This window comes from Allobosea sp. 47.2.35, from assembly GCF_024655635.1.
GTDB lineage: Bacteria > Pseudomonadota > Alphaproteobacteria > Rhizobiales > Beijerinckiaceae > Allobosea.
The window spans coordinates 143,195-169,127 of sequence record NZ_JANLGI010000006.1; the positions used below are offsets into that span (position 1 = coordinate 143,195).

General features: G+C 67.5%; 22 protein-coding genes. 14 read left to right on the forward strand and 8 right to left on the reverse strand.

The genetic code is table 11. The features are described 5' to 3' along the window. The first annotated feature begins 90 nt into the window (after nucleotides 1-90). A complete protein-coding gene (locus NUV79_RS10135) occupies nucleotides 91-1,914 on the forward strand; it encodes an extracellular solute-binding protein (RefSeq protein WP_257732955.1) in 1,824 nt (607 codons plus the stop codon). A 9-nt stretch (nucleotides 1,915-1,923) separates the two neighbouring features. Continuing rightward, nucleotides 1,924-2,958, forward strand: coding sequence for an AMP-binding protein (locus NUV79_RS10140; RefSeq protein WP_257732956.1), 1,035 nt, complete (start codon nucleotides 1,924-1,926; stop codon nucleotides 2,956-2,958). 35 nt (nucleotides 2,959-2,993) lie between these two features. Here NUV79_RS10140 and NUV79_RS10145 read toward each other — a convergent pair whose 3' ends face one another. Continuing rightward, on the reverse strand, nucleotides 2,994-3,656 hold the full coding sequence (locus NUV79_RS10145; protein ID WP_257732957.1) for a ceramidase: 663 nt from the start codon (nucleotides 3,654-3,656) through the stop codon (nucleotides 2,994-2,996). Nucleotides 3,657-3,782: 126 nt separating this feature from the next. On the opposite strand from NUV79_RS10145, the gene NUV79_RS10150 reads away from it, so the two are divergent. The 9 genes from NUV79_RS10150 to lexA all read left to right on the forward strand — a co-directional run bounded on the left by NUV79_RS10150 (nucleotide 3,783) and on the right by lexA (nucleotide 11,857). Further along, complete coding sequence (locus tag NUV79_RS10150; protein ID WP_257732958.1) at nucleotides 3,783-4,064, forward strand: YARHG domain-containing protein; 282 nt, start codon at nucleotides 3,783-3,785, stop codon at nucleotides 4,062-4,064. A gap of 113 nt (nucleotides 4,065-4,177) precedes the next feature. Further along, complete coding sequence (locus tag NUV79_RS10155; RefSeq protein ID WP_257732959.1) at nucleotides 4,178-5,689, forward strand: helicase HerA domain-containing protein; 1,512 nt, start codon at nucleotides 4,178-4,180, stop codon at nucleotides 5,687-5,689. Between the two features lie 111 nt (nucleotides 5,690-5,800). Further along, the gene (locus tag NUV79_RS10160) at nucleotides 5,801-6,835 is read left to right on the forward strand and encodes an aldo/keto reductase (protein WP_257732960.1); all 1,035 of its coding nucleotides are present in this window, start codon (nucleotides 5,801-5,803) and stop codon (nucleotides 6,833-6,835) included. 77 nt (nucleotides 6,836-6,912) lie between these two features. Further along, nucleotides 6,913-7,530 carry an anthranilate synthase component II gene (locus NUV79_RS10165; RefSeq protein ID WP_257732961.1) on the forward strand — a complete coding sequence of 206 codons (618 nt, stop codon included), beginning with the start codon at nucleotides 6,913-6,915 and terminating at the stop codon, nucleotides 7,528-7,530. 15 nt (nucleotides 7,531-7,545) lie between these two features. Next, the gene (gene trpD, locus NUV79_RS10170) at nucleotides 7,546-8,559 is read left to right on the forward strand and encodes an anthranilate phosphoribosyltransferase (RefSeq protein WP_257732962.1); all 1,014 of its coding nucleotides are present in this window, start codon (nucleotides 7,546-7,548) and stop codon (nucleotides 8,557-8,559) included. Between the two features lie 7 nt (nucleotides 8,560-8,566). After that, nucleotides 8,567-9,373 carry an indole-3-glycerol phosphate synthase TrpC gene (gene trpC / locus NUV79_RS10175; RefSeq protein WP_257732963.1) on the forward strand — a complete coding sequence of 269 codons (807 nt, stop codon included), beginning with the start codon at nucleotides 8,567-8,569 and terminating at the stop codon, nucleotides 9,371-9,373. Next, nucleotides 9,370-9,852: a cyclic pyranopterin monophosphate synthase MoaC gene (moaC, locus tag NUV79_RS10180; RefSeq protein WP_257732964.1), complete on the forward strand. Its 483-nt coding sequence runs from the start codon at nucleotides 9,370-9,372 to the stop codon at nucleotides 9,850-9,852. Before trpC ends, moaC begins: the two co-directional genes overlap by 4 nt. Then, entirely contained in the window at nucleotides 9,852-11,063 is a 1,212-nt protein-coding gene (locus NUV79_RS10185) for a molybdopterin molybdotransferase MoeA (protein ID WP_257732965.1), read from the forward strand. Before moaC ends, NUV79_RS10185 begins: the two co-directional genes overlap by 1 nt. Before the next feature lie 80 nt (nucleotides 11,064-11,143). Continuing rightward, nucleotides 11,144-11,857: a transcriptional repressor LexA gene (lexA, locus tag NUV79_RS10190; protein WP_257732966.1), complete on the forward strand. Its 714-nt coding sequence runs from the start codon at nucleotides 11,144-11,146 to the stop codon at nucleotides 11,855-11,857. Here lexA and NUV79_RS10195 read toward each other — a convergent pair. Beyond that, nucleotides 11,851-14,004: a ComEC/Rec2 family competence protein gene (locus tag NUV79_RS10195; RefSeq protein WP_257732967.1), complete on the reverse strand. Its 2,154-nt coding sequence runs from the start codon at nucleotides 14,002-14,004 to the stop codon at nucleotides 11,851-11,853. The genes lexA and NUV79_RS10195 overlap by 7 nt on opposite strands. A 293-nt stretch (nucleotides 14,005-14,297) precedes the next feature. On the opposite strand from NUV79_RS10195, the gene gltX reads away from it, so the two are divergent. The 3 genes from gltX (at nucleotide 14,298) to NUV79_RS10210 (ending at nucleotide 18,499) form a co-directional block, all read left to right on the forward strand. Next, nucleotides 14,298-15,719, forward strand: coding sequence for a glutamate--tRNA ligase (gltX, locus tag NUV79_RS10200; RefSeq protein WP_257732968.1), 1,422 nt, complete (start codon nucleotides 14,298-14,300; stop codon nucleotides 15,717-15,719). A gap of 359 nt (nucleotides 15,720-16,078) precedes the next feature. Continuing rightward, nucleotides 16,079-17,368, forward strand: a complete 1,290-nt coding sequence (gene gltA, locus NUV79_RS10205) for a citrate synthase (RefSeq protein WP_257732969.1) — start codon at nucleotides 16,079-16,081, stop codon at nucleotides 17,366-17,368. A 141-nt stretch (nucleotides 17,369-17,509) separates the two neighbouring features. After that, the gene (locus tag NUV79_RS10210; RefSeq protein ID WP_257732970.1) at nucleotides 17,510-18,499 is read left to right on the forward strand and encodes a Bug family tripartite tricarboxylate transporter substrate binding protein; all 990 of its coding nucleotides are present in this window, start codon (nucleotides 17,510-17,512) and stop codon (nucleotides 18,497-18,499) included. Between the two features lie 6 nt (nucleotides 18,500-18,505). Here NUV79_RS10210 and lpxB read toward each other — a convergent pair whose 3' ends face one another. The 6 genes from lpxB to bamA form a co-directional block, all read right to left on the reverse strand. Beyond that, a complete protein-coding gene (lpxB, locus tag NUV79_RS10215) occupies nucleotides 18,506-19,693 on the reverse strand; it encodes a lipid-A-disaccharide synthase (RefSeq protein WP_257732971.1) in 1,188 nt (395 codons plus the stop codon). Next, the gene (locus NUV79_RS10220; RefSeq protein ID WP_257732972.1) at nucleotides 19,693-20,553 is read right to left on the reverse strand and encodes an LpxI family protein; all 861 of its coding nucleotides are present in this window, start codon (nucleotides 20,551-20,553) and stop codon (nucleotides 19,693-19,695) included. Before NUV79_RS10220 ends, lpxB begins: the two co-directional genes overlap by 1 nt. Then, nucleotides 20,550-21,359 carry an acyl-ACP--UDP-N-acetylglucosamine O-acyltransferase gene (gene lpxA / locus NUV79_RS10225; RefSeq protein WP_257733045.1) on the reverse strand — a complete coding sequence of 270 codons (810 nt, stop codon included), beginning with the start codon at nucleotides 21,357-21,359 and terminating at the stop codon, nucleotides 20,550-20,552. Before lpxA ends, NUV79_RS10220 begins: the two co-directional genes overlap by 4 nt. 35 nt (nucleotides 21,360-21,394) lie before the next feature. Continuing rightward, the gene (gene fabZ / locus NUV79_RS10230) at nucleotides 21,395-21,853 is read right to left on the reverse strand and encodes a 3-hydroxyacyl-ACP dehydratase FabZ (protein ID WP_257732973.1); all 459 of its coding nucleotides are present in this window, start codon (nucleotides 21,851-21,853) and stop codon (nucleotides 21,395-21,397) included. Nucleotides 21,854-22,045: 192 nt separating this feature from the next. Then, nucleotides 22,046-23,107, reverse strand: a complete 1,062-nt coding sequence (lpxD, locus tag NUV79_RS10235) for a UDP-3-O-(3-hydroxymyristoyl)glucosamine N-acyltransferase (RefSeq protein WP_257732974.1) — start codon at nucleotides 23,105-23,107, stop codon at nucleotides 22,046-22,048. A gap of 132 nt (nucleotides 23,108-23,239) precedes the next feature. After that, entirely contained in the window at nucleotides 23,240-25,741 is a 2,502-nt protein-coding gene (gene bamA / locus NUV79_RS10240; protein ID WP_374679132.1) for an outer membrane protein assembly factor BamA, read from the reverse strand. Nucleotides 25,742-25,933: the final 192 nt, after the last annotated feature.

Genomic DNA, 25,933 nt, shown 5'->3' on the forward strand with positions numbered 1-25,933 from the left:
CCCGAATAGCTGCGTGACCCTGCTGCTCCCATGCTATTCTTGTCGAGGGAATCAGGTCGTCCGATGGAATTTCTTCGATTGCCCCAGGCGATGAGCCGCCGCGGGGTCAACCTTCTGCTGGCTTTGGCCCCGTTCGCCGTCATGGCGCGCGGCCGTAAGGCGCTGGCCGATTCGGCCCCGTTGCGGCACGCCATCGCGATGCATGGCCAGCCGGCGCTCCCGCCCGGCTTCGCGCATCTGCCCTATGCCGACCCCAAGGCACCCCGGGGCGGGCGCATCATCATGGGCATCCAGGGCACCTTCGACAGCCTCAATCCGCTCGTCGTGCTCGGCGTCGCGCCCGACGCCGTGCCGAAATATGTCCAGCAGAGCCTGCTCTTCCGCTCGGCCGACGAGCCCTTCACGGCCTATGGCCTGCTCGCCTCCGGCGTTTCGCTCGATGCCGACCGCAAGCAGCTCGCCTTCGAGATCGACGAACGCGCGCGATTCTCGGACGGCAGGCCGGTCACCGCCGAGGACGTGATCTTCACCTTCGAGATGCTGAAGGCGAAGGGCAAGCCGTTCCATCGCTCCAGCCTTGGCAGGGTGACCAAGGTGGCGGCGCCCTCGCCCCGGCGCGTCGAGTTCGAGCTCGGCGATGGCTCCAACCGCGAGTTGCCGCTGGTGATCGGCGCGATGCCGATCTTCGCGAAGCATGCGACCAATGCCGAAACCTTCGGCGAAACCAGCTTCAAGCCGGCGCTCGGCTCCGGCCCCTATGCCGTCGAGGAGGTCCGCCCCGGCGAATCGCTGGTGCTGCGGCGGCGCAAGGATTTCTGGGCCGAGGACCATCCGCTCACGCGCGGGCTCTATAATGCCGACGAGATTCGCTACGATTTCTACCGGGATTCGAACGCGCTGTTCGAGGCGTTCAAGGCCGGGCTCTACGATGTCCGCATCGAAGGTGATCCGACGCGCTGGATGACCGGCTACGACGTGCCGGCCGTGCATGACGGGCGCATCCGGCAGGAAACCCTGCATTTCGACACGCCCAAGGGCATGACCGGCCTCGTCTTCAACACGCGCCGACCGATCTTCGCCGATATCCGGGCGCGCGAGGCGCTGGGGCTCCTGTTCGATTTCGAATGGGTCAACCGCAACCTGTTCCATGGCGTCTATCGCCGGGCCGGCAGCTTCTTCTCCGATTCGGAACTCTCGGCGCTCGGCGTTCCCGCCGATGGCCGGGAGAAGGCCTTGCTCGCCGGCTTCCCGGGCGCCGTGCGCGAGGACATCCTCGCCGGCAGCTGGCGGCCCTCGGAGACCGACGGCTCCGGCCGCGACCGCGAGCAGGCGCGCAAGGCGCTCGATCTGCTCAAGGCTGCGGGCTACGCGGTCCAGAACGGCGTGCTGCGCAACGCCAAGGGCGAGCCCTTCGCCTTCGAGATCACCGTCACCAGCCGGCCGCAGGAGCGGCTCGCGCTGAACTATGCCCAGTCTCTGGCCCGGCTTGGCATCACTGTCTCGGTGCGCCTGATCGACGACGTGCAATACTGGCGGCGCCTGTCGACCTTCGATTTCGACATGATCCAGTGGACCTGGCCGGCCTCGGCCTCGCCCGGCAACGAGCAGATCGGACGCTGGGGCTCGGCCAATGCCGCCCGCAACGGCTCGCTGAACTATGCCGGCGTGAGATCGCCTGCCGTGGACGCCGTCCTGCAGGCCCTGCTTGGTGCCCGCGAGCGCGAGGATTTCGTCGCGGCGGTGCGCGCGCTCGACCGCTTGCTGATTTCCGGCTTCTACGTCGTGCCGCTCTATTACCTGCCCGACACCTGGATCGCCTTCGCGCGCGGCGTCGCGCTGGCCGGGCGGCAGCCGGCCTATTTCCTCTCCAACGAGCTGCTGGCCCGCCTCCCGGCGGCAGCCCCGGCAAACTAGGACATGTCGATGCGGGCGGAACAGGACGAAGCCTCAGCCTTGCTCGACGGTCTCGATCTCGACACCCTGCTCGCAGCCCTGACCCGCAATCGCGGCTATGACGCGGCCCTGCGCGATCCGCCCGGCCGGCGCGGCTGGAGCGACGTCACGCCGGGTTCGGTCAATTTCCTCGATCTCGACGAGCGCATCGACCGGCTGGCGCGCCTCCTCGCCATCAACAAGGGCACGCCGGGCGCGAGCGTCGCGATCCTGGCCCCGCTCGGGCCGGAGGCGATCGTCTCGATCCTGGCGAGCCTGCGCGCGGGCCTGTCGCCCCTCATGCTGCCGCTGCACGGCAACGAGTTCGAACTGCTCCGGCTGATCGAGGCTTCCGGCGCGGTGATGGCGCTCGGCGTCAGCCGGGTCGGGCCGCTGCGGCCGCTCCTGATGCTGCGCAACCTCGCGATGCGCGCCTTCGGCACCCGCTTCGTCGGCGGCTTCGGCCCGGATGTGCCGGATGGCGTCGCCCCGCTCGACACGCTGATGGCCAACCCGACGCTGCATCCCCTGCCCCAGCTCATCGAGAGACCGGTGCTGCAGATCGCCGACGGCGTGTCGCTGCAGGGGCCAATCGCGCTGCCGGAGCGGGAATTGCTCGGCAAGGCGCTCGAGATCTCGCGGGCGCTGAAGCCAACGATTTCCTCGCGCATCGTGACGACGCTGGTCGGCGGCGACCTCGCCGCGCTGGCGAGCGGGCCGGGCGTGGCGATGCTGAGCGGGCTCGAACTTCTGCCGCTCGGCCTGTTCAGCCTCGGTGATCTCCAGGCCTGCCTCGAAGGCGGGCGCAGTGTCCATCTGGTGCTGCCGGGTGCCATGGAGCCGGCCCTGGCGCATTCGCGATTGGCCGGGCATCCGGCGCTGGCCAGCCTCGTCTTCGTGCACCGCGAGAGCGATGCCCGCGGCCTCCCGGCGGTCGATCGGCCGGATGTCGCGATCGTCGATATCGAGGCCCATTCGGCCGGCGACATCACCGTCGGCAAGCGGCAGGGGCCTTCGGTCGCCTGATCGCGTCCGCGCAGAAGAACGCGACGTCGAACGCCTCATTCGCCCCGCGATGAGGAAGCGCCGCCGAGCACCCCAGCGCGCAAGAGCAGGTAGAGCACCGCCGCGTTGAGCAGGTGCCAGAGCCAGTGCGTGCCGAGCGGAAGGCTGCCGCAAAGCGCGCCGTCGACACTGCGCATCGTCAGGGAAACAGCAAAGGTGCCTGCAGCAAGCGCCAGTAGCCGGCTTGGATCGCGCCGAGCAGGGGCACGCGCTAGAGCGAGCGCTACGCCGACCAGCCCGAGCAGGAAGGCTGCATAACCTGCGGAGCCCGCCATCCCGGTCGGCAGCACCGCACGCCCGAGCGCGGACAGGCCCAGCGCCAGAACAAAGAAGGCGAGTGTTCCGGCCGCGGTGATCGCCCCGGACAATCCGAGAAAGCGCCTTAGTGCGAAGGCGAAATAGCCGAAGGCAAAGAGCTGGATCGGCATGACATCGGCCAGCAGCGTCCAGCGATTCGGGATGGTGTGGAACAGGAAGGAGCCGATGCCGATGGCGAAGACCAGCCCGATCAGGACGAGCGTGACCACATCGCGTCCGCCGTGCCGGCGCCACAGCCAGAATCCGGCCAGCGCCGCGATGAGGAAGGCGGCATTGGTCACCGCGTTCAGAGGCTCGGCCCAGAAGCTGCCATCGATCCGCTCGCAATAGCCGAACTGCATCGCCCCGCCCGTCAGTCTCTCATGCCAGCGAAGCCGCCCGTTGCGACGACTTCATGTCATCGTCCGCGTGTTGCCTTCCCCGGCCCTCTCCGCAAAGCTCGCGACTCGCTAGCAGGAGATATCCCGATGCGCAGCCTTTGCTTCCCGCTTCTCGCAATCGCCCTGCTTGCAGGCGGAATGGCGAGCCCGGCATCCGCCAACCCTCAAGCCTGTGCCGATCTGTGGACCGCGCGCAACGAGATCTACAAGGCGCAGGGCTATTGCTTCCGCACCAAGCGCGCGATCGCGGCCTTCGGCAATGCCGGCTGCCAGTACGACAATGTCGAGGACCTGCCGCTCTCGGCCAATGACCACCGGGCGATCGCCGACATCCTCCGGCAGGAGCGCGCCTTGCGCTGCCCGCGCTGACACCGGATTGCCTGTGGAAGGCAGGGCTGCCCTGCGCCCAGCGAAGGGGCGGCCGTGCTAGAAGCGCCGGCCGCAAGTCCGCGCCCGATCCAACCCGACGATTCATCGCCCGCATGACCACCGCCATCGAGATGGGAACGACAAGGACCGGCGAGCCCGGTCTGATCGATCTCGCCGAATTGCTGGCGACGCGCCTGCTGGTGCAGGGCAATTCCGGCTCGGGCAAGTCGCATCTGCTGCGCCGCCTGCTGGAGCAGAGCGCGCCTCTGGTGCAGCAGGCGATCATCGATCCCGAAGGCGATTTCGTATCGCTCGCCGACCAGTTCGGCCATGTCGTGGTCGATGCCGAATGCGGCGAGGCCGAATTGCAGCGCGTCGCCCTGCGGGTGCGCCAGCACCGCGTCTCGGTCGTGTTGAACCTCGAAAACCTCGAAGCCGACGAGCAATTGCGCGCCACCGCTGCCTTCCTCGGCGGGCTCTTCGATGTCGACCGCTCGCTCTGGTTCCCGATGCTGATCGTGGTCGACGAGGCCCAGCTCTTCGCGCCGGTGATGGCGGGCGAAGCCTCCGACGAAGCGCGCCGGCTTTCCTTGGGCGCCATGACCAACCTGATGTGCCGCGGCCGCAAGCGTGGGCTCGCTGGCGTCATCGCGACGCAGCGCCTCGCCAAGCTCGCCAAGAACGTCGCGGCGGAAGCCTCGAACTTCCTGATGGGCCGCACCTTCCTCGATATCGACATGCAGCGCGCCGCCGACCTGCTCGGCATGGACCGCCGGCAGGCCGAGATGTTCCGCGATCTGGAGCGCGGCCAGTTCGTCGCACTTGGCCCCGCCTTGTCGAAGCGCCCGCTCCCGATTCGGATCGGCACGGTCTCCTCGGTCGATCGCGGCAGCGCGCCGGGATTGATGCCGCTCCCCGAGCAAGCGCCGGAAGATGCCGGCAAGCTGATCTTCACGCGCGGCGAGGACGAGCCGCTGCCGATGGCGCGGCCTGCCCGCCCGGCACCGCGCCCACGGCCCGACCCAACCGAGGTGCTGCGCCGGATCGAGAACTATCGCCCCGCCCCGCAGCCGGAGCCGGAACCCGAGATCGAGCTGGAGCCGGCCGAGCGCGAGGCGATCATGGTCGAGATCCTGCGCGAGTTGATGGGCGATCCCGAAGCGCGCTCGCGACAGGTCGCCGTGCTCTATCAGGATTTCACCGTGCGCTGCCGGATGCGCCGACTCGGCCGCACGCATCTGAGCCTCGAGGAGTTCCGCCGCCGGCTCGCGGTCGCGCGCGCCGGGGTCAGCGACAGCATCGCGACGAGCGAGGGCTGGCAAACGGCGGTGGCAGCCTCCGGCACGCTGCCGGAAGACCTGCAGGGGCTCTTTCTCTACATCGCTCGCACCGCGATCGAGGGCCGCCCCTGCCCGAGCGATGCCGAGCTCGCGGAGGTCTATGGCAGCGCTTCGCCGAGCCGCGCGCGACGCGTGCTCAGCTATATCGAGGAGCGCGGGCTGATCGTCTGTCATGTCGACTTCCGCGGCCAGCGCACGCTTGCCCTGCCCGCGCTCGGCGTCGAGACCGCGCCGGGGCTGGCGCAGCCGCGCACGGCCGGCATGCCGCGCAGCGCGCGAGGCTAGTACCGCTCCCGCGGGCTCGATGACTTGAACTCACGAATGCTGTTCCCGCTGGCGGGCTAATCACGCCGGTTCCGCATCGCCAAGTTCCGGCCTCCACTGGAGATCTGAATCATGGAATATCGGCGTTTGGGCCATTCGGGACTGATGGTCCCCGCCCTGAGCTTCGGCGCAGGAACCTTCGGCGGAACCGGGCCGCTCTTCAGCGCATGGGGCACGACCGACGCCCGGGAAGCGCGCCGCCTGATCGATATCTGCCTCGAAGCCGGGCTGAACCTGTTCGACACCGCCGATGTCTATTCGAACGGCGCCTCCGAGGAGGTGCTCGGCGAGGCGATCAAGGGACGACGCGACAAGGTCCTGATCTCGACCAAGACGACGCTGCCGATGGGTGACGGCCCTAATGATGCCGGTTCCTCGCGCAGCCGCCTGATCAAGGCGACCGAGGATGCGCTGCAGCGTCTCGGCACCGACCATATCGACCTGCTGCAATTGCACGCCTTCGACGCCGGCACGCCGGTCGAGGAGGTGCTTTCGACGCTCGACATGCTCGTCCGCGCCGGAAAGCTGCGCCATGTCGGCGTGTCGAACTTCGCCGGCTGGGAGCTGATGAAGTCGCTCGCCGCGGCCGAGCGCCATGGCTGGCCGCGCTATGTGGCGCATCAGGTCTATTACTCGCTGGTCGGGCGCGATTACGAATGGGAGCTGATGCCGCTCGGCCTCGACCAGGGCGTCGGCGCGCTGGTCTGGAGCCCGCTCGGCTGGGGCCGCCTCACCGGCAAGATCCGGCGCGGCCAGCCGCTGCCTGCCGGCAGCCGCCTGCACGAGACTGCCGAATTCGGCCCGCCGGTCGAGGACGAGCAGCTCTACGCCATCGTCGATGTGCTCGATGCCATCGCCAGGGAGACCGGCAAGAGCGTGCCGCAGGTCGCGATCAACTGGCTGCTGCAGCGCCCGACGGTTTCCTCCGTCATCATCGGCGCCCGCAACGAGCAGCAATTGCGTGACAATCTCGGTGCTGTCGGCTGGAACCTGACGGCCGAACAGGTCGCGCGCCTCGATGCCGCGAGCGTCCGCACCGCGCCCTATCCGTATTTCCCCTATCGGCGGCAGGCCGGTTTCGCGCGGTTGAATCCGCCGGTGGTCTGATCCGCGCAGCCCGCGCGAAACTTGACCAGCCCGCCTCAGAGCGTGCATGACCTCAACCCGCATTCACGGGTTCGGCCATGCGCGTTCTGTTGATCGACAACTACGACAGCTTCACCTGGAACCTGGTCCATCTCATCGGTGGGCTGGGCGCCGAGGTCGATGTCTGGCGTAACGACGCGCTCACCTCCGAAGAGGCCCTCGCCGGCGACCACGATGCGATCGTGCTCTCGCCCGGCCCCTGCACGCCCAACGAAGCCGGAATCTGCCTCGACGTCATCCGCGAAGGCGCGGGCAAGAAGCCGATCTTTGGCGTCTGCCTCGGCCTGCAGGCGATGGGTCAGGCCTTCGGCGGCCAGGTCGTGCGCGCGCCCCTGCCGATGCATGGCAAGGTCTCGCCGATCCGCCACAAGGCGCGCGGCCTGTTCCGCGGCATCAACGGCCCGCTGCAGGCGACGCGCTATCACTCGCTCGTGGTCGAGCGCGCCTCCTGCCCGGATGTCTTCGACATTGAGGCGGAGAGCGATGACGGCCTGATCATGGCGCTCTCGCACCGGGAGCTGCCGGTCCACGGCGTCCAGTTCCATCCGGAGAGCATCGCCTCCGAGCATGGCGCGACGATCCTGCGGAACTTCCTCGACCTCGCGGAGCGATGGCAGAGCGAACGCGAAGCCTCCGCCCTGACCCTTTCAGCCTGATTCCGCAGAGCTCCCATGGACGATTTCAAACCCTTCATCGCCAAGGTCGCGACCGGCGCGACGCTCTCCCGCGAGGAAGCGCGCGACGCCTTCGACACCATCCTTTCGGGCGAAGTGACCAACGCGCAGTCGGCCGCCTTCCTGATGGCGCTGCGCGTGCGCGGCGAGACGATCGACGAGATCGCCGGCGCCGTCGGCGCCATGCGCGGCAAGATGCTGCCGGTGAAGGCGCCGCCCGAGGCGATCGACATCGTCGGCACCGGCGGCGATTCCTCCGGCTCCTACAATGTCTCGACGCTGGCTTCGATCATCACCGCTGCCTGCGGCGTGCCGGTCGCCAAGCATGGCAACCGCGCCGCCTCCTCGCGCTCGGGTGCGGCGGACGTGCTGACCGCGCTCGGCGTCAAGGTCGGGCTCGATCCGGCCGCGACCGAGCATTGCATCCGCGAGGCAGGCGTCGGCTTCATGTTCGCGCCGACGCATCACGCCTCGATGCGCCATGTCGCACCGGTGCGCACCGAACTCGGCACGCGCACGATCTTCAACCTGCTCGGCCCGCTCTCGAACCCGGCCGGTGCCAAGCGCCAGCTCATCGGCGCCTTCTCCGAGACCTGGCTGGAGCCGATGGTCAAGGTGCTCGCCTCCTTCGGCTCGACCCGCGTCTGGGCCGTGCATGGCTCCGATGGGCTCGACGAGATCACCACCACAGGCCCGACCCGCGTCGTCTCGCTGGAGAACGGCAAGATCGAGAGCTTCTCGATCAGTCCCGCCGATGTCGGCCTCGAACCGGCCAAGCCCGAGGTCCTGCGTGGCGGCACGCCGGAGGAGAACGCGGCGGCGCTGAATGCCGTGCTCGGCGGCGAGAAGACCGGCTTCCGCGACATCGCCGCCTTCAACGCGGCCGCGGCTCTGCTCGTCGCCGGCAAGGCCCGGGATCTGAAGGACGGCTTCGCCCAGGCGACGGCCGCGCTCGATTCCGGCAAGGCCAGGGCGACACTCGCCGCGCTCGTCAAAGCCTCGAACGCGTGAGGCCGGCATGACCGACATCCTCGCGAAGATCGAAGCCTATAAGCGCCAGGAGATCGCGGCGGCGAAAGCCGCGGTCCCGCAGGCCGAGATCGAGCGACGCGCCCGCGCCGCCTCCAAGCCGCGCGGCTTTGCCGATGCGCTCGCCGGCAAGCTCGCACTGGGCACACCGGCGCTGATCGCCGAGATCAAGAAGGCGAGCCCGTCCAAGGGCCTGATCCGCGCCGATTTCGATCCGCCCTCGCTCGCCCGCGCCTATGCGGCCGGCGGCGCGGCTTGTCTGTCTGTGCTGACCGACTCGCCTTCCTTCCAGGGCCAACCGGAATTTCTCACCGACGCGCGCGAGGCCGCCGGCCTGCCGGCCTTGCGCAAGGATTTCCTCTACGAGCCCTATCAGGTCTACGAGGCTCGCGCCTGGGGCGCCGATTGCATCCTGATCATCATGGCCGGCGTCGACGACGCCACCGCCAGAGCGCTGAACGAGACCGCGCGCGAGCTCGGCATGGATGTTCTCGTCGAGGTCCATGACGATGCCGAGCTCGACCGGGCGCTGAAGCTCGAAAGCCGCCTGCTCGGCATCAACAACCGCGACCTGCGCAGCTTCAATGTCGATCTGGCGGTGACCGAGCGTCTGGCGCCGCGCGTGCCGGCCGACCGCATCGTCATCAGCGAGAGCGGCATCTTCACGCATGACGACATCGCCCGGCTCAACCGGATCGGCGTGAACACCTTCCTTGTCGGCGAAAGCCTGATGCGGCAGGCCGACGTCACCGCCGCGACGCAGGCGCTGCTCACCGGCAAGGCCGTCGCGGCGTGAGCCGGCTCAGCCATCTCGACGCCCAAGGCCAGGCGCACATGGTCGATGTCGGCGGCAAGGCCGAGACGACCCGCATCGCGGTCGCCGAAGGCCAGGTCGTCATGGCGCCGGAGACGATCGCGATCGTGCGCGACGGCAATGCCAAGAAAGGCGACGTGCTCGGCACCGCGCGCCTCGCCGGCATCATGGCCGCCAAGCGCACGCATGAACTGATCCCGCTCTGCCACCCGTTGCTGCTGAGCAAGATCGCCGTCGATCTCGATATCGACGAGACCTTGCCGGGCGTGCGCGTGCGTGCGGAGGTCAAGATGAAGGGCCAGACCGGCGTCGAGATGGAGGCGCTCACCGCCGTCTCCGTCGCCTGTCTCACCGTCTACGACATGGTCAAGGCCGTCGACCGGGCGATGCGGATCGAGAATATCCGGCTGCTGCACAAGTCCGGCGGCCAGTCCGGCGACTACGAGGCTAAGCAGGTCTGATGGCGCTCACCCCGGTCCCCGTCGCACGCAAGGCGCTGCTCGACAGCATTCCGGGGCCGACCGTGGCAGAAACTCTGCCGCTGGCGCAATGCGCGTGGCGGGTGCTGGCCGGCGAGGTCAAGGCGCTCAGGACCCAGCCGCCCTTCGCCAATTCCGCCATGGACGGATACGCCGTGCGCGGCGACGAGATGGCGGAGGGCGTCTCGCTCTCGGTCATCGGCGAATCCGCCGCCGGCCGGGCCTATGAGGGCGCCGTCGGACCTGGACAGGCCGTACGCATCTTCACGGGCGCGCCGATGCCTGACGGAGCCGACACCATCCTGATGCAGGAAGATGCGGACGGCGTCGGCAGCCCGGTCATCCGCGTCCGGGTGCCGCCTGCCAAGGGCAAGTTCCTGCGCGCGGCGGGACTGGACTTCCACGAAGGCGACGTGCTGCTGCAGACCGGGCGCGCGCTCGACAGCGCGGCGCTCGGGCTTGCCGCCGCGATGGGGCATCCAACCCTGCCCGTCCGGAGCAAGCCGCGCGTCGCGATCCTGGCCACCGGCGACGAGCTTGTCGCGCCGGGCGAACCGGTCGGCCGCGACCAGATCGTCGCCTCGAACTCGTTTGCGCTGGCCGCGCTTGTCGAGAAGGCCGGCGGAGCCGTTCTCGATCTCGGCATTGCTCGCGACGACCATGCCGATCTCGCCGCAAAGATCGCGCAGGCCCGCGAGGCCGATGCCGATGTGCTGATCACGCTGGGCGGCGCCTCGGTCGGCGCGCATGACCTCGTGCAGGAGGCGCTGACGCGCGCCGGCATGACGCTTGGCTTCTGGAAGATCGCGATGCGGCCGGGCAAGCCGATGATGACCGGCCGGCTCGGCCGGATGGTCGTGGTCGGGCTGCCGGGCAACCCGGTCTCCTCGATCGTCTGCGGCCATCTCTTCGTGCTGCCCCTGATCGAGGCGCTGCTCGGCATCGCCGATGCCGATCGCGACCGCAGCATCCCCGCCATCCTCGGCCGCGACATTCCCGGCAATGACGAGCGCGAGGACTATCTGCGCTCGGAGCTCACGCTGACGCCGGCGGGCTGGGTGGCGACGCCCTTCGACCGGCAGGATTCCTCGATGCTCGGCACGCTGGCCCGCGCGCAGGCTCTGACGATCCGCCCGGCCCATGCCGCTCCGGCGAAGAAGGGCGACCCCTGTCATATCCTGCCGCTACGGTAGCAGCTTGCAGAACACAAGCAGAACGCGTATGGTGTTCGTGCTTTGTTTCGAATCTGCGCTTTGAGGGGCTGGCGGCGACCATGCTGACACGCAAGCAACATGAACTCCTGCGCTTCATCCAGGAACGCTTGCGCGAAAGTGGCGTGCCGCCCTCCTTTGACGAGATGAAGGACGCGCTCGACCTGCGCTCGAAGTCCGGCATCCATCGCCTGATCATGGCGCTGGAGGAGCGCGGCTTCATTCGCCGGCTGCCGAACCGGGCGCGCGCGCTCGAAGTCATCAAGATGCCGGACGGGCTCGGCACCCCGCAGCCGCGCCCCCGCTTCAGCCCCGCCGTCGTGCAGGGCGGCCTCGGCGCGCAGCCGAGCATAGCCAAGCCCCGGCCCGCAGCTGTCGAGGACGATAGCCGGCATTCCATCGCGATTCCCGTCATGGGCCGCATCGCGGCAGGCACCCCGATCTCGGCGATCCAGAGCCGCAGCCACACCGTCTCGCTGCCGCCGGACATGCTCGGCTCCGGTGAGCATTACGCGCTGGAAGTGCGCGGCGATTCGATGGTCGAGGCCGGCATTCTCGACGGCGACACCGTCGTCATCCGCAGGCAGGACACCGCCAATACCGGCGATATCGTCGTGGCGCTGATCGACGACGAGGAAGCGACACTGAAGCGCCTGCGCAAGCGCGGCTCCTCGATCGCGCTCGAAGCGGCGAACCCGGCCTACGAGACCCGTGTCCTTGGCCCGGACCGGGTCAAGATCCAGGGCCGCCTCGTCAACCTGATGCGGCGCTACTGAAGGCGCTCGATATCTGGATCGGCTTCGCTGTCGATCGCTGACGCAGGCTGCGCGGTTGCGGGCTGACCAGCCGGCCGGGTTGCCGGCTCGGCCGGGCGAGGCTCGCGCCGACGGCTCCAGGGCCGGTCGGCCGCGTCCGGCTCCGAGGTCCGGCTGCTCCATCCCGATGCTGTTCGGTAGAGCGAGGTCGCCCCGTCTCGCGTAAGCGCCATCCGCTCGACCAGCCTCGCCTTGCAGGCTCCACTCCAGGGGATGGCGGTGACGACGAGGTCGGCGCGCAGGCAGTCCTCGATGATGGCAAGGCGCTCGCGCGTGTACGAGATCGTGCGCTTGTCGGCTGTCTGCGCGACGCAACCCAGACGATCGCAGGTGACGCCGGTCCGCAATGTCGGATCGTCCGGCGAGCGGCTGTCACCGTCGGCGGCAAGCCATTGCTGCAACACGAAGCGGCTGGGCTTGCCGGCGATGGCGAGGCGCCCGTCCGGCCCGCGCACTGCCAGCCCAGAGCCGTCGCGCTCGATCAGGATTTCCGGCCGTTCCGGCTTGCCGGCGATCGCGACGCCACTGATCAGGGGCAAGACCGCCAGCCAGCGCCAGGCCGTGGTCCAGAGCGTCAGCCAGAGCAGGGTCACCGCGAAGCAACCCAGCACAGCCGGGCCGAAGGCGGCGACCGTCACGGTGGAATGGTCGATGGTTGCGACCCAATGCGCGACCTTGAGCACGACGTCGGAGGCGAGTCCCATCAAGGCCCAGGCGGGCCAGTCCAGCCCGAACGGATAGGCCAGCACGCCGAACACCGCCGCCGGCATCACGAAGAGCGAGACGAAGGGCAGCGCCATCGCATTGCCGAGCAGGCCGAAGGGGTTGAAGGTCTGGAAGTGATAGGCGCCGAAGGGAGCTGTCGCGGCCGTCGCCAGCATGGTGGTGACGAGGATGCCGAGCGCCGCGGTCCAGATCGGCCCGAGCGGCCACGGCAAGGCCGATGGCGGCTCGCTGCGGCCCCGCCTCTCCCAGCGCTCGGCGAAGGCGATTAACGCTGCGACCGCACCGAAGGACATCTGGAAGCTCGGCCCGAGCAGCGCCTCCGGCTCGCGCAGCAGCACGATCATCGCGGCGAGCGCGAGGTTGCGCATGCTCAGCGCCGCGCGATCGACGAGGATCGCGCCGAGCATGACCAGCGTCATGATCAGCGAGCGTTCGGTCGCGACATCGCTGCCCGAGAAGATGCAATAGGCGGTCGCGCCGACCATGGCCGCCACCGCGGCGAGCTTCTTGACCGGGCAGTGCAGCGCGACCGTCTGCGACAGGGCGAGCAGCGCACGGACCAGCCAGAAGATCGTGCCGGCCGCCAGCACCATATGCAGGCCGGAGATCGAGACGATGTGGTAGATGCCGGCGGCGCGCAGGTCGTTGTTCGTGGCCTCGGTAATCAGGCCGCGCTTGCCGGTGACGAGCGCTGCGGCAACCGCCCCGCCCTGCCCGCCTCCGAGTTCGGCGATGCGTTTGGTCAGGGCGTTGCGGGCGCGATCGATCATCACGTCGATCGCAAGACGAGTCGGCATCGGGTAAGGCGCCGGCACTAGGGCGATCTTGCCGGAAACGCTGCCGACGGCGCCGATCCCTCGGAAGAAGGCATCGCGGCCGAAATCATAGCCTCCCGCCCGCGCCGGCCCCGGCGGCGGCAACAGGCGCGCGGTCGCTACGATATGGTCTCCGGCTGCGACAGAGCCCTGCCGGATATTGACACGAACCCGCTTCGGCCGCTGGTCCACCGGCACATTGGCGAGATCGGTCATCAACACGACGAGCCGCGCGCCGCTGTTGCGGGCTTCGACGCTCTCGACGAAGCCGGTCAGTTTGCCGATGCGCGGCCGCTCCAGCATCGGCGCCGCGATATCGGCCGTGCGCCAGACGCCAGCAGCAAAACCCAGGAAGGCGGCGGCTGCCGCGAGGCAGGCCATCGACGCAAGCGGGCGAAAGCGCAGCATGAAAGCCGCCGCGCCGCTCAGGGCGAGGCCGAGCAACGGCGCCCATAATGCCGGCTCACGATCGGCCGCGAAATAGAGCAGGATGCCGACGCCCATGGCGATGGGCAGCCAGAGGAAGGGCCGGCGCCGTTCGGCCTCCAGCGCAAATCCCTGCTGCAAGCGAAGCCAAAGCCACCGGAGTAAGGGCCGCAAGTTCGCCGAGAGCGGTACCGAAGCGCCGAGCCAAGCCGGCAAGGCATCGGCGCGCGCGCCGCGCCGGCCGCTCCGCTCTCCCTGCCCCGGCGGCGCCGGCTGCATCGCCTGCTCTCCCCCCTGCCGGCGCTGCGATTTGACCGCTTAGCGTTTCCGGCAAAGCCATGTTACAGGGCGCGCGCCGGTTGTCATGTCACGATCTGGCCCCTTCCCCTGTCTAGTCCCGGACGGCCCTTGCCGCCCGGCCGGAGTTCCCTCCCATGAGCAACGCCGTCGTCACGCGCTTTGCGCCCTCGCCCACCGGATTCCTGCATATCGGCGGAGCCCGGACCGCGCTGTTCAACTGGCTCTATGCCCGCCGGCAAGGCGGCAAGATGCTGCTGCGGATCGAGGATACCGATCGGGAACGTTCGACCGATGCCGCCATCGCCGCGATCCTCGACGGGCTGGAATGGCTCGGCCTCGATTGGGACGGCCAGACCGTCTACCAGTTCCAGCGCGCCGCCCGGCACCGCGAGGTCGCCGAGCAGATGCTCGCCGCCGGCCGGGCCTATCACTGCTATGCGACCCCGGCCGAGCTCGAGGAGATGCGCGAGAAGGCCCGCGCCGAAGGCAAGCCGCTGCGCTATGACGGGCGCTGGCGCGACCGCGACCCATCGACGGCGCCGGAAGGCGTGAAGCCGGTGATCCGCCTCAAGGCGCCGCAGACCGGCGAGACCGTGGTCAATGACGAGGTCCAGGGCCGTGTCGTCTGGCAGAACGAGAATCTCGACGATCTCGTGCTGCTGCGCTCGGACGGTACGCCGACCTACATGCTCGCCGTCGTCGTCGACGACCACGACATGGGCGTGACCCATATCATCCGCGGCGACGACCATCTCACAAATGCCGCCCGCCAGACCCAGATCTACGACGCGCTGGGGTGGGATGTGCCAAGCATGTCGCATATCCCGCTGATCCACGGCGCGGACGGCGCCAAGCTCTCGAAGCGCCACGGCGCGCTCGGCATCGATGCCTATCGCTCGATGGGCTACCTGCCGGCGGCGCTGCGCAACTATCTGGTGCGGCTGGGCTGGAGCCATGGCGACCAGGAGGTCTTTTCCACGCAGGAGATGATCGACGCCTTCAAGCTGTCCTCGATCGGCCGCTCCCCGGCACGCTTCGACTACGCCAAGCTGGAGAACCTCAACGGTCTCTACATGCGCCAGTCGGATGATGCGGACCTGCTTGCCGCGCTCAAGGTCATCCTGCCGGAGATCGGGCCGGCGCGCGGGCTCGGTGCCACGCTCTCGCCGGAGCTGGAAGCGAAGTTCCTCGCCGCCATGCCCGGCCTCAAGGAGCGCGCCAAGACGCTGATCGAACTGCTCGACAGCGCCTTCTATCTCTATGCCCAGCGCCCGCTCCAGCTCGACGACAAGGCCAAGGGCCTGCTCGACGAGGCCGCCCGCCAGCGCCTGCCGCAGATCGCGGAGAAGCTCGCCGCCGTCGACGACTGGTCGCCGGCCCCGCTGGAAGCGGCGGTTCGTGCCTATGTCGAGGAAAGCGGGCTGAAGCTCGGCCAGGCGGCACAGCCGCTGCGCGCCGCGCTGACAGGCCGGGCGATGTCGCCGGGCCTGTTCGACGTCATGGCCGTTCTCGGCCGCGAAGAGACGCTGGCGCGGCTCGCCGATCAGGCCGCCTGACCGGTTTTCGAAGGCCCGGAAAGGCCCGCCCGATCCGCCTGAAAGCCTCCCGCCGCCGCCGTCCCAAAGACGGCGGCGGAGTTGCTCGCGCAGATATGAGCGCAGCGCGGCTCCAACCGCCTTTTGGCTCGGTTGAATGCACTGCGCAAATGGTCTAGTGACGCGCAAGTGCATTGCAGCGCGCCAGCGCGGCGGGCACGAATATTGCTTGTAAATCAGTCACATGGACCGCCTCTTCCCATCTCCTTCCGACATGCGCGCGTCACATCGCGGCCTTCGGATACGAGATGGCCGGCGCGAAAGCGCGGAGAGGCGAAACCGGGGCTGAACAGCAGCGAGCCTTGAAAGGATCGGTATCGATGAGCGGAAGTAACAGCCAGCTCCAGGTCGGCGACAAGACCGTCGACATGGCGATCAAGGAGGGGTCGGTCGGCCCCGCCGTCATCGACATCGCCAAGCTCTACGCCCAAACGGGCATGTTCACCTATGATCCCGGCTTCACCTCGACGGCGAGCTGCGAGTCGCAGATCACCTATATCGACGGCGACAAGGGCGTCCTGCTCTATCGCGGCTTCCCGATCGAGCAGCTCGCCGAGCATGGCGACTTCCTCGAAACCTGCTACCTGCTGCTCTACGGGGAGCTGCCGACGGCCGCCCAGAAGGCCGATTTCGACTATCGCATCACGCGCCACACCATGGTGCACGAGCAGATGGCCCGCTTCTTCCAGGGCTTCCGCCGCGACGCGCACCCGATGGCGGTGATGGTCGGCTCGATCGGCGCCATGTCGGCCTTCTACCACGACTCGACCGACATCTCGGACCCGCATCAGCGCATGATCGCCTCGATGCGGATGATCGCGAAGATTCCGACGCTGGCGGCGATGGCCTACAAGTACACGATCGGCCAGCCTTTTGTGTATCCGCTGAACTCGCTGGACTACACCTCGAACTTCCTGCGCATGTGCTTTGCGGTGCCGGCCGAGGAATACAAGGTCAATCCGGTGCTGTCGCGCGCGCTCGACCGCATCTTCATCCTGCATGCCGACCACGAGCAGAATGCCTCGACCTCGACGGTGCGCCTCGCCGGCTCGTCGGGCGCCAACCCCTTCGCCTGCATCGCGGCCGGCACGGCCTGCCTGTGGGGCCCCGCCCATGGCGGCGCCAACGAGGCAGCGCTCAAGATGCTCGAGGAGATCGGCTCGGTCGACAACATCCCGAAGTATATCGCCAAGGCGAAAGACAAGAACGATCCGTTCCGCCTGATGGGCTTCGGCCACCGGGTCTACAAGAACTACGATCCGCGCGCCAAGATCATGCAGAAGACGACGCATGAGGTGCTCAACGAGCTCGGCATCAAGGACGACCCGCTGCTCGACGTCGCTGTCGAGCTGGAGCGCATCGCTCTCTCGGACGAGTACTTCATCGAGAAGAAGCTCTATCCGAATATCGACTTCTATTCGGGCATCACCCTCAAGGCGATGGGCTTCCCGACCTCGATGTTCACGGTGCTCTTCGCCGTCGCCCGCACCGTCGGGTGGATCGCGCAGTGGAAGGAAATGATCGAGGACCCGTCCCAGAAGATCGGCCGCCCGCGCCAGCTCTATACCGGCTCGCCGCAGCGCGACTACACCCCGATCGGCCGCCGCTGATCACAGGGCGAAAGCTCGTATGCCTACGAGGGCGCGGTGGTCTCCACCGCGCCCTTATTGTTTCCGATGATTGAGCAGAGCGATGCGAGTGATCCGCGGGTGCGGCCGTTTAGAATTGCCTCTTCTCACGGAGATCCGTTCATGACCGAAAGCCGCTTTCTCGACCGCCGTTCGTTCCTGATCGCGGCCGGTGCCGTCGGCCTCGCCGGCACGCAGGCACGCGCGCAGGCCAGTTTCCCCAGCCGCCCGATCAACCTGATCGTCCCCTTCGCCGCCGGTGGCTCGACCGATATCGTCGCCCGGCTCGTCGGCCAGAAGATGGGCGAGATCCTCGGCCAGAGCGTGGTGATCGAGAACCGGGCCGGCGCCGGCGGCAATATCGGCTCAACCGCCGTCGCCCGTGCCCAGCCGGATGGCTACACGCTTCTGCTCGGCACCATCTCGACCCATGCGCTCAACCCGGCGATCCTGAAGACGGTGACCTTCGACGCGGTCAAGGACTTCACCCCGATCAACCTGCTCGCGATCGTGCCGAACGTGATGGTCGTGCATCCGGACTTCCCGGCCAAGACGGTCAAGGAGGTGATCGAGGTGCTGAAGGCCAATCCCGGCAAATACTCCTATGCCTCCTCCGACGTCGGTACGCCGCTGCATCTCTCGGGCGAACTGTTCAAGTCGCTCGGCGGCGTCCAGATGAACCATGTGCCCTATCGCGGCGCCGGCCCCGCCCTGAACGACGTGGTCGCGGGCGCGGTGCCGATCATGTTCGACAACCTGCCCTCCTCGGCCGGCTTCATCCGGAACGGCCAGCTGCGCGCGATCGGCGTCACCACCAAGGAGCGCGTCTCCTCCTTCCCCGATCTGCCGACCATCGCCGAAGGCGGCCTGGCCGGCTACGAGACCTATACTTGGAACGCGTTGTTCGGCCCCGCCAACATGCCGCGCCCCATCGTCGAGAAGATCAACCAGGCCGCCAACCAGGCCCTGAAGGACGAGAACGTCAAGAAGAGGCTCAACGATGTCAGCGCCGATATCGTCGGCTCGACGCCGGAGCAGCTTGGCGAGCACGTCAAGGTTGAACTCGCCAAATGGGCGCCGATCGCCAAGGCCTCGGGCGCCGTCGTCGAGTAAGCCGGCTCAGGCTTGCGTCGCCTCGCGGCCGCTCCGCGAGGCGACCAGTTCGAGAGCAGCCGAAACCGCGTTCGCCGCCGGGCTCGGTCCGGCCGAGCGCATGATCGTCTCGACTTCCGCGAAGCCTTCGAGCTGCTCTTGCCGCTTGCCACTCGCGGCCATCGCAGCGAGCAGATGGTCGCTCAGCGCATCGGCGGTCGCTTCTTCCTGGATGAACTCCGGGACGACGCTCCGGCCGAGAATGAGATTGGGCAGGATCACGCTCGGCAGCTTGACGAGGCGCCGGGCGAGGAAAGCTTCCCAGTTGGCGCCGCGATAGGCCGCGACGGTCGGAATCTGCGACAGGGCAAGTTCCAACGTGACAGTCCCGGAGGCCGCCAACGCGACGCGGGCCTCACGGAATGCCGCGAGCTTGGCCGCTTCGCCCGTCACGATCTCCGGCTTGACGGACCACTGCGCTGCCGCCTCGGCGATCATCGGCTGGAGCCGCTGCACAGCCGGCAGGACGAAGCGCGCGCCCGGCACCGCCGCGGCAACCTTCGCCACCGCCTCGCCGAAGACCGGCATCAGGTGATGGATCTCGGAGCGCCGGCTGCCGGGCAGGACAAGCACCGCCGGCCGGTCGGCATCACCACGGCGGCGCTGCTCTTCCGCATTGGGCCGCATCTCGGCCAGCCGCTCCATCAGCGGATGGCCGACATAGACGGTCTCGGGGCCATGCAGGCGCGCGAGTGCCGCAGGCTCGAAGGGCAGCAGGGCCAGGATGCGATCAACGTGCGGCGCCATCCGGCGTGCGCGACCCGAGCGCCAGGCCCAGACGCTGGGGCAGACCCAGTGCACGATCGGAATGGCGGGCGCCCGCGCCCTCACCTTCTTCGCGACGCGCAGGCAGAAATCCGGGCTATCGATCGTCAGCAGCAGGTCGGGCTGGAATGCTGCGATGCCGCGCGCCGCATCCTCCATCCGCCGCAGCAGCAAAGGCAGGCGCGCGATCACCGGGCCGAAACCCATCACCGCGATATCGGCCTGGGGAAACAGCGTTTTGAGACCGGCCTCCGGCAAGCCGTGATCGCCAACGCCGCAGAGCTCGATCGGGCGATCGCCCATGTGCTCGCGCAGGGCGGCGAGGAAGCGTAGCGCCAGGGCATCGCCCGAGGCCTCGCCCGCGATGATCGCCAGCCGGAAGGGCCGCATCAGGGAAAGCCCTCGACGAAGAGGCCAAGCTGGTCCGCCTGCCGGCCCAGCGTCACCCGATCGCCGACCAGCACCGCGCCGGCCCGGATGCCGATGCCGGAAAGCCCGGCTTCGGCGATGTTGCGCAAGGTGTCCGGCCCGATCGCCGGCATGTCGACGCGCAGGTCCTGCCCGGTCTTCGGCACCTTCACGAGGAAGCCGTCGCCCTTCCCGATCTTGAGCCGCCCGCGCGCCACCAGATCGGCCACGCGCCGGATCATCGCATCCGTGCCTTCGGCGGCCTCGATCGCGACGACGCGATGATCGGCGAGGATCGCGGCCTGCCCGACATCGAAGGGCGAGAGCGTAGCCAGCAAGGCGAAGCCGCGTTCGAGCTCAGCGCGCTGTTCGGGGTTGGCCTGCTTGCGGCCGATAGCGCCCCGCGGCGCGGTCATCTCGGGCGCTATGTCCGCCGGACCGTGAACGCGAAAGCCCTGCATCTCGAAGAAGCGGACGACGCCGCGCAGCAGGTGGTCGTCCCCGCCCTGAAAGGCCTTGGCGAAATGCGGCAGGTATTTCAGCGTCGAGACTTCAGGGCGCAGCGAGCCGAAACTCGGCCGCGGCAGGGCGCCCAGCATGACGATATCGGCGATGCCCCGGCGACGCAGCTCTTCGAGCAGGCTGCCGAGCTGGCCCAATCGGTATTTCTGGACATCCGCACCCTCACCGAAGGCGGCGGGGTCGACTGCGCCGTCGAGCGCCACGATATAGGGGCGCTCGCCCCGATCGGTCACGATGCGCGCCAGCTGGAGCGGGTAGTCCCCGCCCCCCGCGATCATCGCGAGCGGACCGCGAGCCGCCCCTTGCGCGTCAGTGCTCACCGCTCCGCTGCGGCAGCATCCCGCGGCGTGCAGAGCGGCTTGCCGCCGCCTTCCCTGATGAAGTTCAGGATTTCTTCGATCAGCGGCTGCTTCGAGAACTCCGCCGCGACGTCCTCGACGCGCTCCGCAAGCGTGCCTTCGTCGGCAAAGAGCAGGCGATAGGCCCGACGCAATTCGTTGATCTGCTCGCGGCTGAAGTCGCGCCGCTTCAACCCGATCAGGTTGAGTCCGGCCAGGTGGCCTGGATTGTCCCGCACGAGGCCGAAGGGAATGACGTCGCTGGTCACGCCGGCACCACCGCCGATGAAGGCATGGTCGCCGATCCGGATGAACTGCAACAGGCCGGCGCCGCCGCCGACGATGACGAAGTTGCCGACCGTGACATGGCCCGCACACATCGCATTGTTGGAGAACACGACATTGTTGCCGACGCGGGAATCGTGCCCGACATGCGAATTCGCGAGAAAAGCGCAGCGATTGCCGACGACTGTCTCCATGCCGCCGCCCTCGGTGCCCGGATTCATCGTCACGCCTTCGCGGATGATGCAATCCTCGCCAACCGAGAGCGTCGAGGGCTCGCCCCGATATTTCAGGTCCTGCGGCGGATGGCCGATCGAGGCGAAGGGGAAGATGCGCGTGCGCGCACCGATCGTGGTGCGGCCGGCGACGACGGCATGGCTGACGAGCTCGACGCCCTCACCGAGCACGACATCGGGGCCGACCTCGCAGAAAGGCCCGATCTTCACGCCGGCGCCGAGCCGGGCCTTCGGGTCGACAAGCGACATGGGGTGGATGGTGACGCTCATCGAGACGTTGCCCTGATCCTGAACCGACCCGACGCTCAAACGACCATCGCCGAGATTTCGGCTTCGGCCACGAGCACGCCATCAACGCGCGCCTCACCGCGGTAGAAGAAGATATTGCGCTTGCGGGCGAGCTTGGTGAGGTGGAAGCGGATCTGGTCGCCCGGCGTGACCGGCTTGCGGAACTTTGCCTTGTCGATCGTGGTGAAGAGGACGGTCTTGACCTCCTGCTCGCCGACCTCGCGGGCGTTCACGACAAGGACACCGGCCGTCTGGGCCATCGCCTCGATCATCAGAACGCCCGGAAACACCGGCCGCTCCGGAAAATGGCCGGTGAACTGCGGCTCGTTGACCGTCACGTTCTTGATGCCCACGCCGGACGTATCGCCATCGATCTCGACAACGCGATCGACCAGCAGAAACGGATAACGGTGAGGAATGCTGGCCATGATCCTCTGGATGTCGATCACACCCAGTGCCGTCGTCGCCTCGCTCATGGTCTGTCTTCTCCCGCGTGCCTTCGCCGGGCAGCGTCTTGCATTCACGTCGGCGACGGGGCACAGGCAACGCTCCTGCAACCCGCCACGATTTCAAAGCCTCCGCCGCTTTGCCGGAAACGGAGCGGGTTCGGCAACACAATTCTCGGCATTCGCGGCAGAAAGAGCGGATCCGGCGGTGGAAACGCCAGATCAGTCCTGCGCTGTGCCGGATTTCTTGCCGCGATTGGCGACCAGCGTCTTGAGCAGAGCCGTCTCGCGCGCCCAGCCGAGCGCAGGTTGGGCTGGATAGCCGCCATAGCGGGCGCCGCGCGGAACATCGCCGGCGACGCCGCTCTGCGCCGCGATCTGCGCGCCGGCGCCGATGGTGAGGTGACCTGCGAGGCCGACCTGGCCGCCGAGGACCACGAAATCCTCAAGCGTCGAGGAACCTGCGAGGCCGGTCTGCGCGCAGATCACGCAATGGCGCCCGATGACGCAGTTATGGCCGATCTGGACGAGATTATCGATCTTCGTACCCTCGCCGATCACGGTATCGCGGCTCGCGCCCCGGTCGATCGTGCTGTTGGCGCCGATCTCGACATCGTCCTGGATGATGACGCGGCCAATCTGCGGGACCTTCATGTGCCCCTTGGGACTCATCGCGAAGCCGAAGCCGTCCTGCCCGATCCGCGCACCGGGATGGACGATGACGCGATTGCCGATCAGCGAAGCCTGGATCGTGCTGCCGGCGCCGATCGAGCAGTTGCGCCCGATCCGGACTTGCGGCCCGATCACCGCATGCGAGGCCACGACGGTGCCGGCGCCGATCTCGGCGCCCGGACCGATCACCGCGCCCGGATCGACGGTCACGCCTGCTTCGAGAACGGCGGTAGCATGAACGACAGCGCCGGGCGCGACGCCCTGCGAGGCGAAGACCGATTCAGGCCTCAGCGCGCTCGGGAAGCAACGCTCCATCACCTTCGCGAAAGCGTGGTAAGGCGCGGGCGATACAAGGGCTACCGTGCCAGCCGGAACGCGATCGACGAAGCGCGGCGAAACCAGGCACAGGCCCGCCTTGGTCGCAGCCAGCGCCTCCGTGTACTTGGGGTTGTCCATATAGGCGAGATCGGCCGGGCCGGCCGTTTCGAGGGCGGCGACGCCATCGAGCTTGCGGGCCGGCTCAACGCCGTCCGGCAAGGTTCCGCCTGAAATGCTTGCGACCTCGCCGAAGTTCAGCGAGGTCGCGAAGGGAAAGAAAACGGGCTCTGCCATGATCCGGTCCGAAGCGGGCAGGATCGCCATGCGCCCTGCCGGGCACGGAAACGGCGATCGTCCATGTTATCGCACCGGGCTTTCCCGAAAAGTGGAAGCCACTTTTCGGGCCAGTGCTACGCCCCGCTCACGTCAGAAGCGGGTGCCGCCCGAGAACCGGAAGGCCTGGAGACGGTCGCCGCCGTACTTGCCGACGAGACCGGTCTGCGGATTGATGCCGATCTGGCCATCGTCCTTCGTCAGGGCGTAGGCGTAGTCGAAGCGGATCGGACCAAGCGGCGACTGCCAGAGCAAGCTGACGCCCACCGACGAGCGCAGGATGTTCTTGTCGCGGATACAGCCGATATTCGACTGCGCGCCACCCGTGATGACATTGTACTGGCGGGCCTCGGAACCAGCCGGGCAGGCGTAGGCCACCGACTTCGAGCCACCGTCATAGTTGAACAGTGTGCCGGCGTCGGCAAAGACCGCACCACGCAGGCCGAGATCACGCGGCAGACCGAAGATCGGGAACTGCACCTCGACGGTGCCGCCGAAATAAGTCGTGCCGCCGACCGCGTTCGCCGTCGGATCGTTCAGAACGTCGCGCGGGCCGATGCCGGAGGGTGCGAAACCACGCACCAGCGATGGTCCGAGGAAGTAGTGATCGACCATGCGCAGATTGCCGCTGGTCGCCTGAACGTGACCACCCTGGACGCGCAGGAAGCCGACGACGTCGTCGAAGATCTCGCGATAGTAGCGGGCATCGGCCGAGACGCGGAAGAACTTCGAGTCGCCGCCGAGACCGGCGAATTCCGGCTTCAGTTCGGCCATGAAGCCGTTGCGCGGATTCTGGACGCTGTCGAGCGAGTTGTAGTTGAAGTTCAGGCCGACAAGCGAGGTCAGGGTCGAGCCCTGGGCTTCCTTGACCGCGACCGTCGCCTCGCCGTTGGTCACGCAGTTATACGGGGTAGCCGCCGTGGCACCCGTCGGCGTGATGCCCGGGATCGGGAAGGTACAGTCGTTATAGGGCCGGCTGACCTCGTTCGGGATGTCGATCTCGGTCGTGTAGAGCGAGTAGCGCGGCGTGATCGAGAATTCTTCCGTGATCGGGAAGGTGAAGCGCACCTGACCACCCGTCACGCGGCTTTCGAAGCGGCCGGTGTTGTAGTTGTCGTTGAACTTCGAGAACAGGTCGATACCCGCCGCCACGCGATAGCCCAGGAAATAGGGCTCGGTGAACGAGAAATCGACGCCCTGCGTCCTCTCGCCGAGCGTGCCGGCGATGCGGACGAACTGGCCGCGACCGAGGAAGTTCGATTCCGACAGCGAGATTTCGCCGATGACACCGTCCGAGGTCGAATAGCCGCCGGCGATCGAGAACGAGCCGGTTGCCTTGTCCTCGACATCGATATTGACGACCACGCGGTCCGGAGCGGAGCCCGGCTCGTTGGTGATACGGACCTTGTTGAAGAATCCGAGATTGTTCAGGCGACGCTCGGCGCGATCGACCATGACCTTGTTGTAGGCATCGCCCTCGCCGAGATCGAGCTCGCGGCGCACGACATAGTCGCGGGTACGGGTGTTGCCGCGCACGTTGATCCGCTCGACATAGACCCGCGGGCCTTCGTCGACGACATAGGTGATGCCGATCTGGCGGCCGGAAGCGTCACGATCGCCACGCGGGCGAACCTGGGCGAAGGCATGGCCGCGGCGCGCGACCTCCGTCGTCAACGCGACCAGCGACTTCTCGACGGCTTCGGCATTGTAGGTGTCGCCCGTCGAGGTCGCGACGTAACGCTGCAGGGCAGCGGCATCGACATCGCGCAGCGAGGAATCGACCGAGACATTGCCGACCTGATAGCGCGGTCCTTCCTGGACCTGGATATCGATGACCCAGCCGCCGGCCGCCTCGTCGAAGCGAGCGGCGCTATTGGTGACCTGAAAATCGGCGTAGCCGTTCTTCAGGTAGAAGCGGCGGATGAGATCCATGTCGGAATTGATCTTGTCGGGATCGTAGACGTCGGAGGTCTTGATCCAGCTCAGGAAATTCGATTCCGTCGAGGTCATCAACCCGCGCAGGCGCCCGGCCGAATAGGCCTCGTTGCCGGTGAAGTTGATCGACTTGATGCCGGTCTTGCTGCTCTCGTTGATGGTGAAGACGACGTCCTGACGACCGTTCGGCAGCGGGGCAACCCGCGCGCTGACCGAGGACAGGCCGTAACCGGCGCGCTTGTAGGCTTCACGCAGGCGTTCCGCATCGGAATCCATTAGCGCCTGGCTGACCGGACCACCGGCGCGCGACTGCACGATCTGGGCGAGCTGCTCACCCTTGATCTTGCGGTTGCCTTCGAACGCGACGCGATTGACCGTACCGCCCTGCTCCTGGACCGAGACGACGATCTGCGAGCCGCGGCGGTTGACCTGCACGTTGCTGAACAGACCAGTCGCCAGCAGGCTCTCGCGGATCTCCTGCGGGCTCTCCCGGCCGACCGCGTAGGAGCGGATCGTTTCCGCATCCACACGCCGGTTGCCGTGGACGACCACGGCCTGCGCGAAAGCCACACCACCACTCACGGCCAGCATCAAAGCCGAAAGTCCGATCGATCGAGAGAGCCGCGTCTTGGTCGTCCGGCTCTTTTGGGTCGACGTCATCGGGTCGCCTATTCCATCTCTCTGGTCACCACCCCAAACGGGGACCGCCATCAACCGATGGCAGCACGGGGACATTGCGGTTCAATCGCTTCTACAAAGTTTCCGGCAGGGTGCAAACCGCGATCGTCGTTAATAAAGTGTTTTTAGGAATCTCGTTGCCGGAGGGCCACGCAGCGTGCCGTTTTTCCGCCG

Excerpts from the sequence above, each read along its gene's own strand:
- NUV79_RS10135 (WP_257732955.1), top strand. The coding sequence starts at position 91 with ATGAGCCGCCGCGGGGTCAACCTTCTGCTGGCTTTGGCCCCGTTCGCC.
- NUV79_RS10140 (WP_257732956.1), top strand. The coding sequence starts at position 1,924 with ATGCGGGCGGAACAGGACGAAGCCTCAGCCTTGCTCGACGGTCTCGAT.
- NUV79_RS10145 (WP_257732957.1), bottom strand. The coding sequence starts at position 3,656 with ATGCAGTTCGGCTATTGCGAGCGGATCGATGGCAGCTTCTGGGCCGAG.
- NUV79_RS10150 (WP_257732958.1), top strand. The coding sequence starts at position 3,783 with ATGCGCAGCCTTTGCTTCCCGCTTCTCGCAATCGCCCTGCTTGCAGGC.
- NUV79_RS10155 (WP_257732959.1), top strand. The coding sequence starts at position 4,178 with ATGACCACCGCCATCGAGATGGGAACGACAAGGACCGGCGAGCCCGGT.
- NUV79_RS10160 (WP_257732960.1), top strand. The coding sequence starts at position 5,801 with ATGGAATATCGGCGTTTGGGCCATTCGGGACTGATGGTCCCCGCCCTG.
- NUV79_RS10165 (WP_257732961.1), top strand. The coding sequence starts at position 6,913 with ATGCGCGTTCTGTTGATCGACAACTACGACAGCTTCACCTGGAACCTG.
- trpD (WP_257732962.1), top strand. The coding sequence starts at position 7,546 with ATGGACGATTTCAAACCCTTCATCGCCAAGGTCGCGACCGGCGCGACG.
- trpC (WP_257732963.1), top strand. The coding sequence starts at position 8,567 with ATGACCGACATCCTCGCGAAGATCGAAGCCTATAAGCGCCAGGAGATC.
- NUV79_RS10185 (WP_257732965.1), top strand. The coding sequence starts at position 9,852 with ATGGCGCTCACCCCGGTCCCCGTCGCACGCAAGGCGCTGCTCGACAGC.
- lexA (WP_257732966.1), top strand. The coding sequence starts at position 11,144 with ATGCTGACACGCAAGCAACATGAACTCCTGCGCTTCATCCAGGAACGC.
- gltX (WP_257732968.1), top strand. The coding sequence starts at position 14,298 with ATGAGCAACGCCGTCGTCACGCGCTTTGCGCCCTCGCCCACCGGATTC.
- gltA (WP_257732969.1), top strand. The coding sequence starts at position 16,079 with ATGAGCGGAAGTAACAGCCAGCTCCAGGTCGGCGACAAGACCGTCGAC.
- NUV79_RS10210 (WP_257732970.1), top strand. The coding sequence starts at position 17,510 with ATGACCGAAAGCCGCTTTCTCGACCGCCGTTCGTTCCTGATCGCGGCC.
- lpxB (WP_257732971.1), bottom strand. The coding sequence starts at position 19,693 with ATGCGGCCCTTCCGGCTGGCGATCATCGCGGGCGAGGCCTCGGGCGAT.
- lpxA (WP_257733045.1), bottom strand. The coding sequence starts at position 21,359 with ATGAGCGTCACCATCCACCCCATGTCGCTTGTCGACCCGAAGGCCCGG.
- fabZ (WP_257732973.1), bottom strand. The coding sequence starts at position 21,853 with ATGAGCGAGGCGACGACGGCACTGGGTGTGATCGACATCCAGAGGATC.
- lpxD (WP_257732974.1), bottom strand. The coding sequence starts at position 23,107 with ATGGCAGAGCCCGTTTTCTTTCCCTTCGCGACCTCGCTGAACTTCGGC.
- bamA (WP_374679132.1), bottom strand. The coding sequence starts at position 25,741 with ATGACGTCGACCCAAAAGAGCCGGACGACCAAGACGCGGCTCTCTCGA.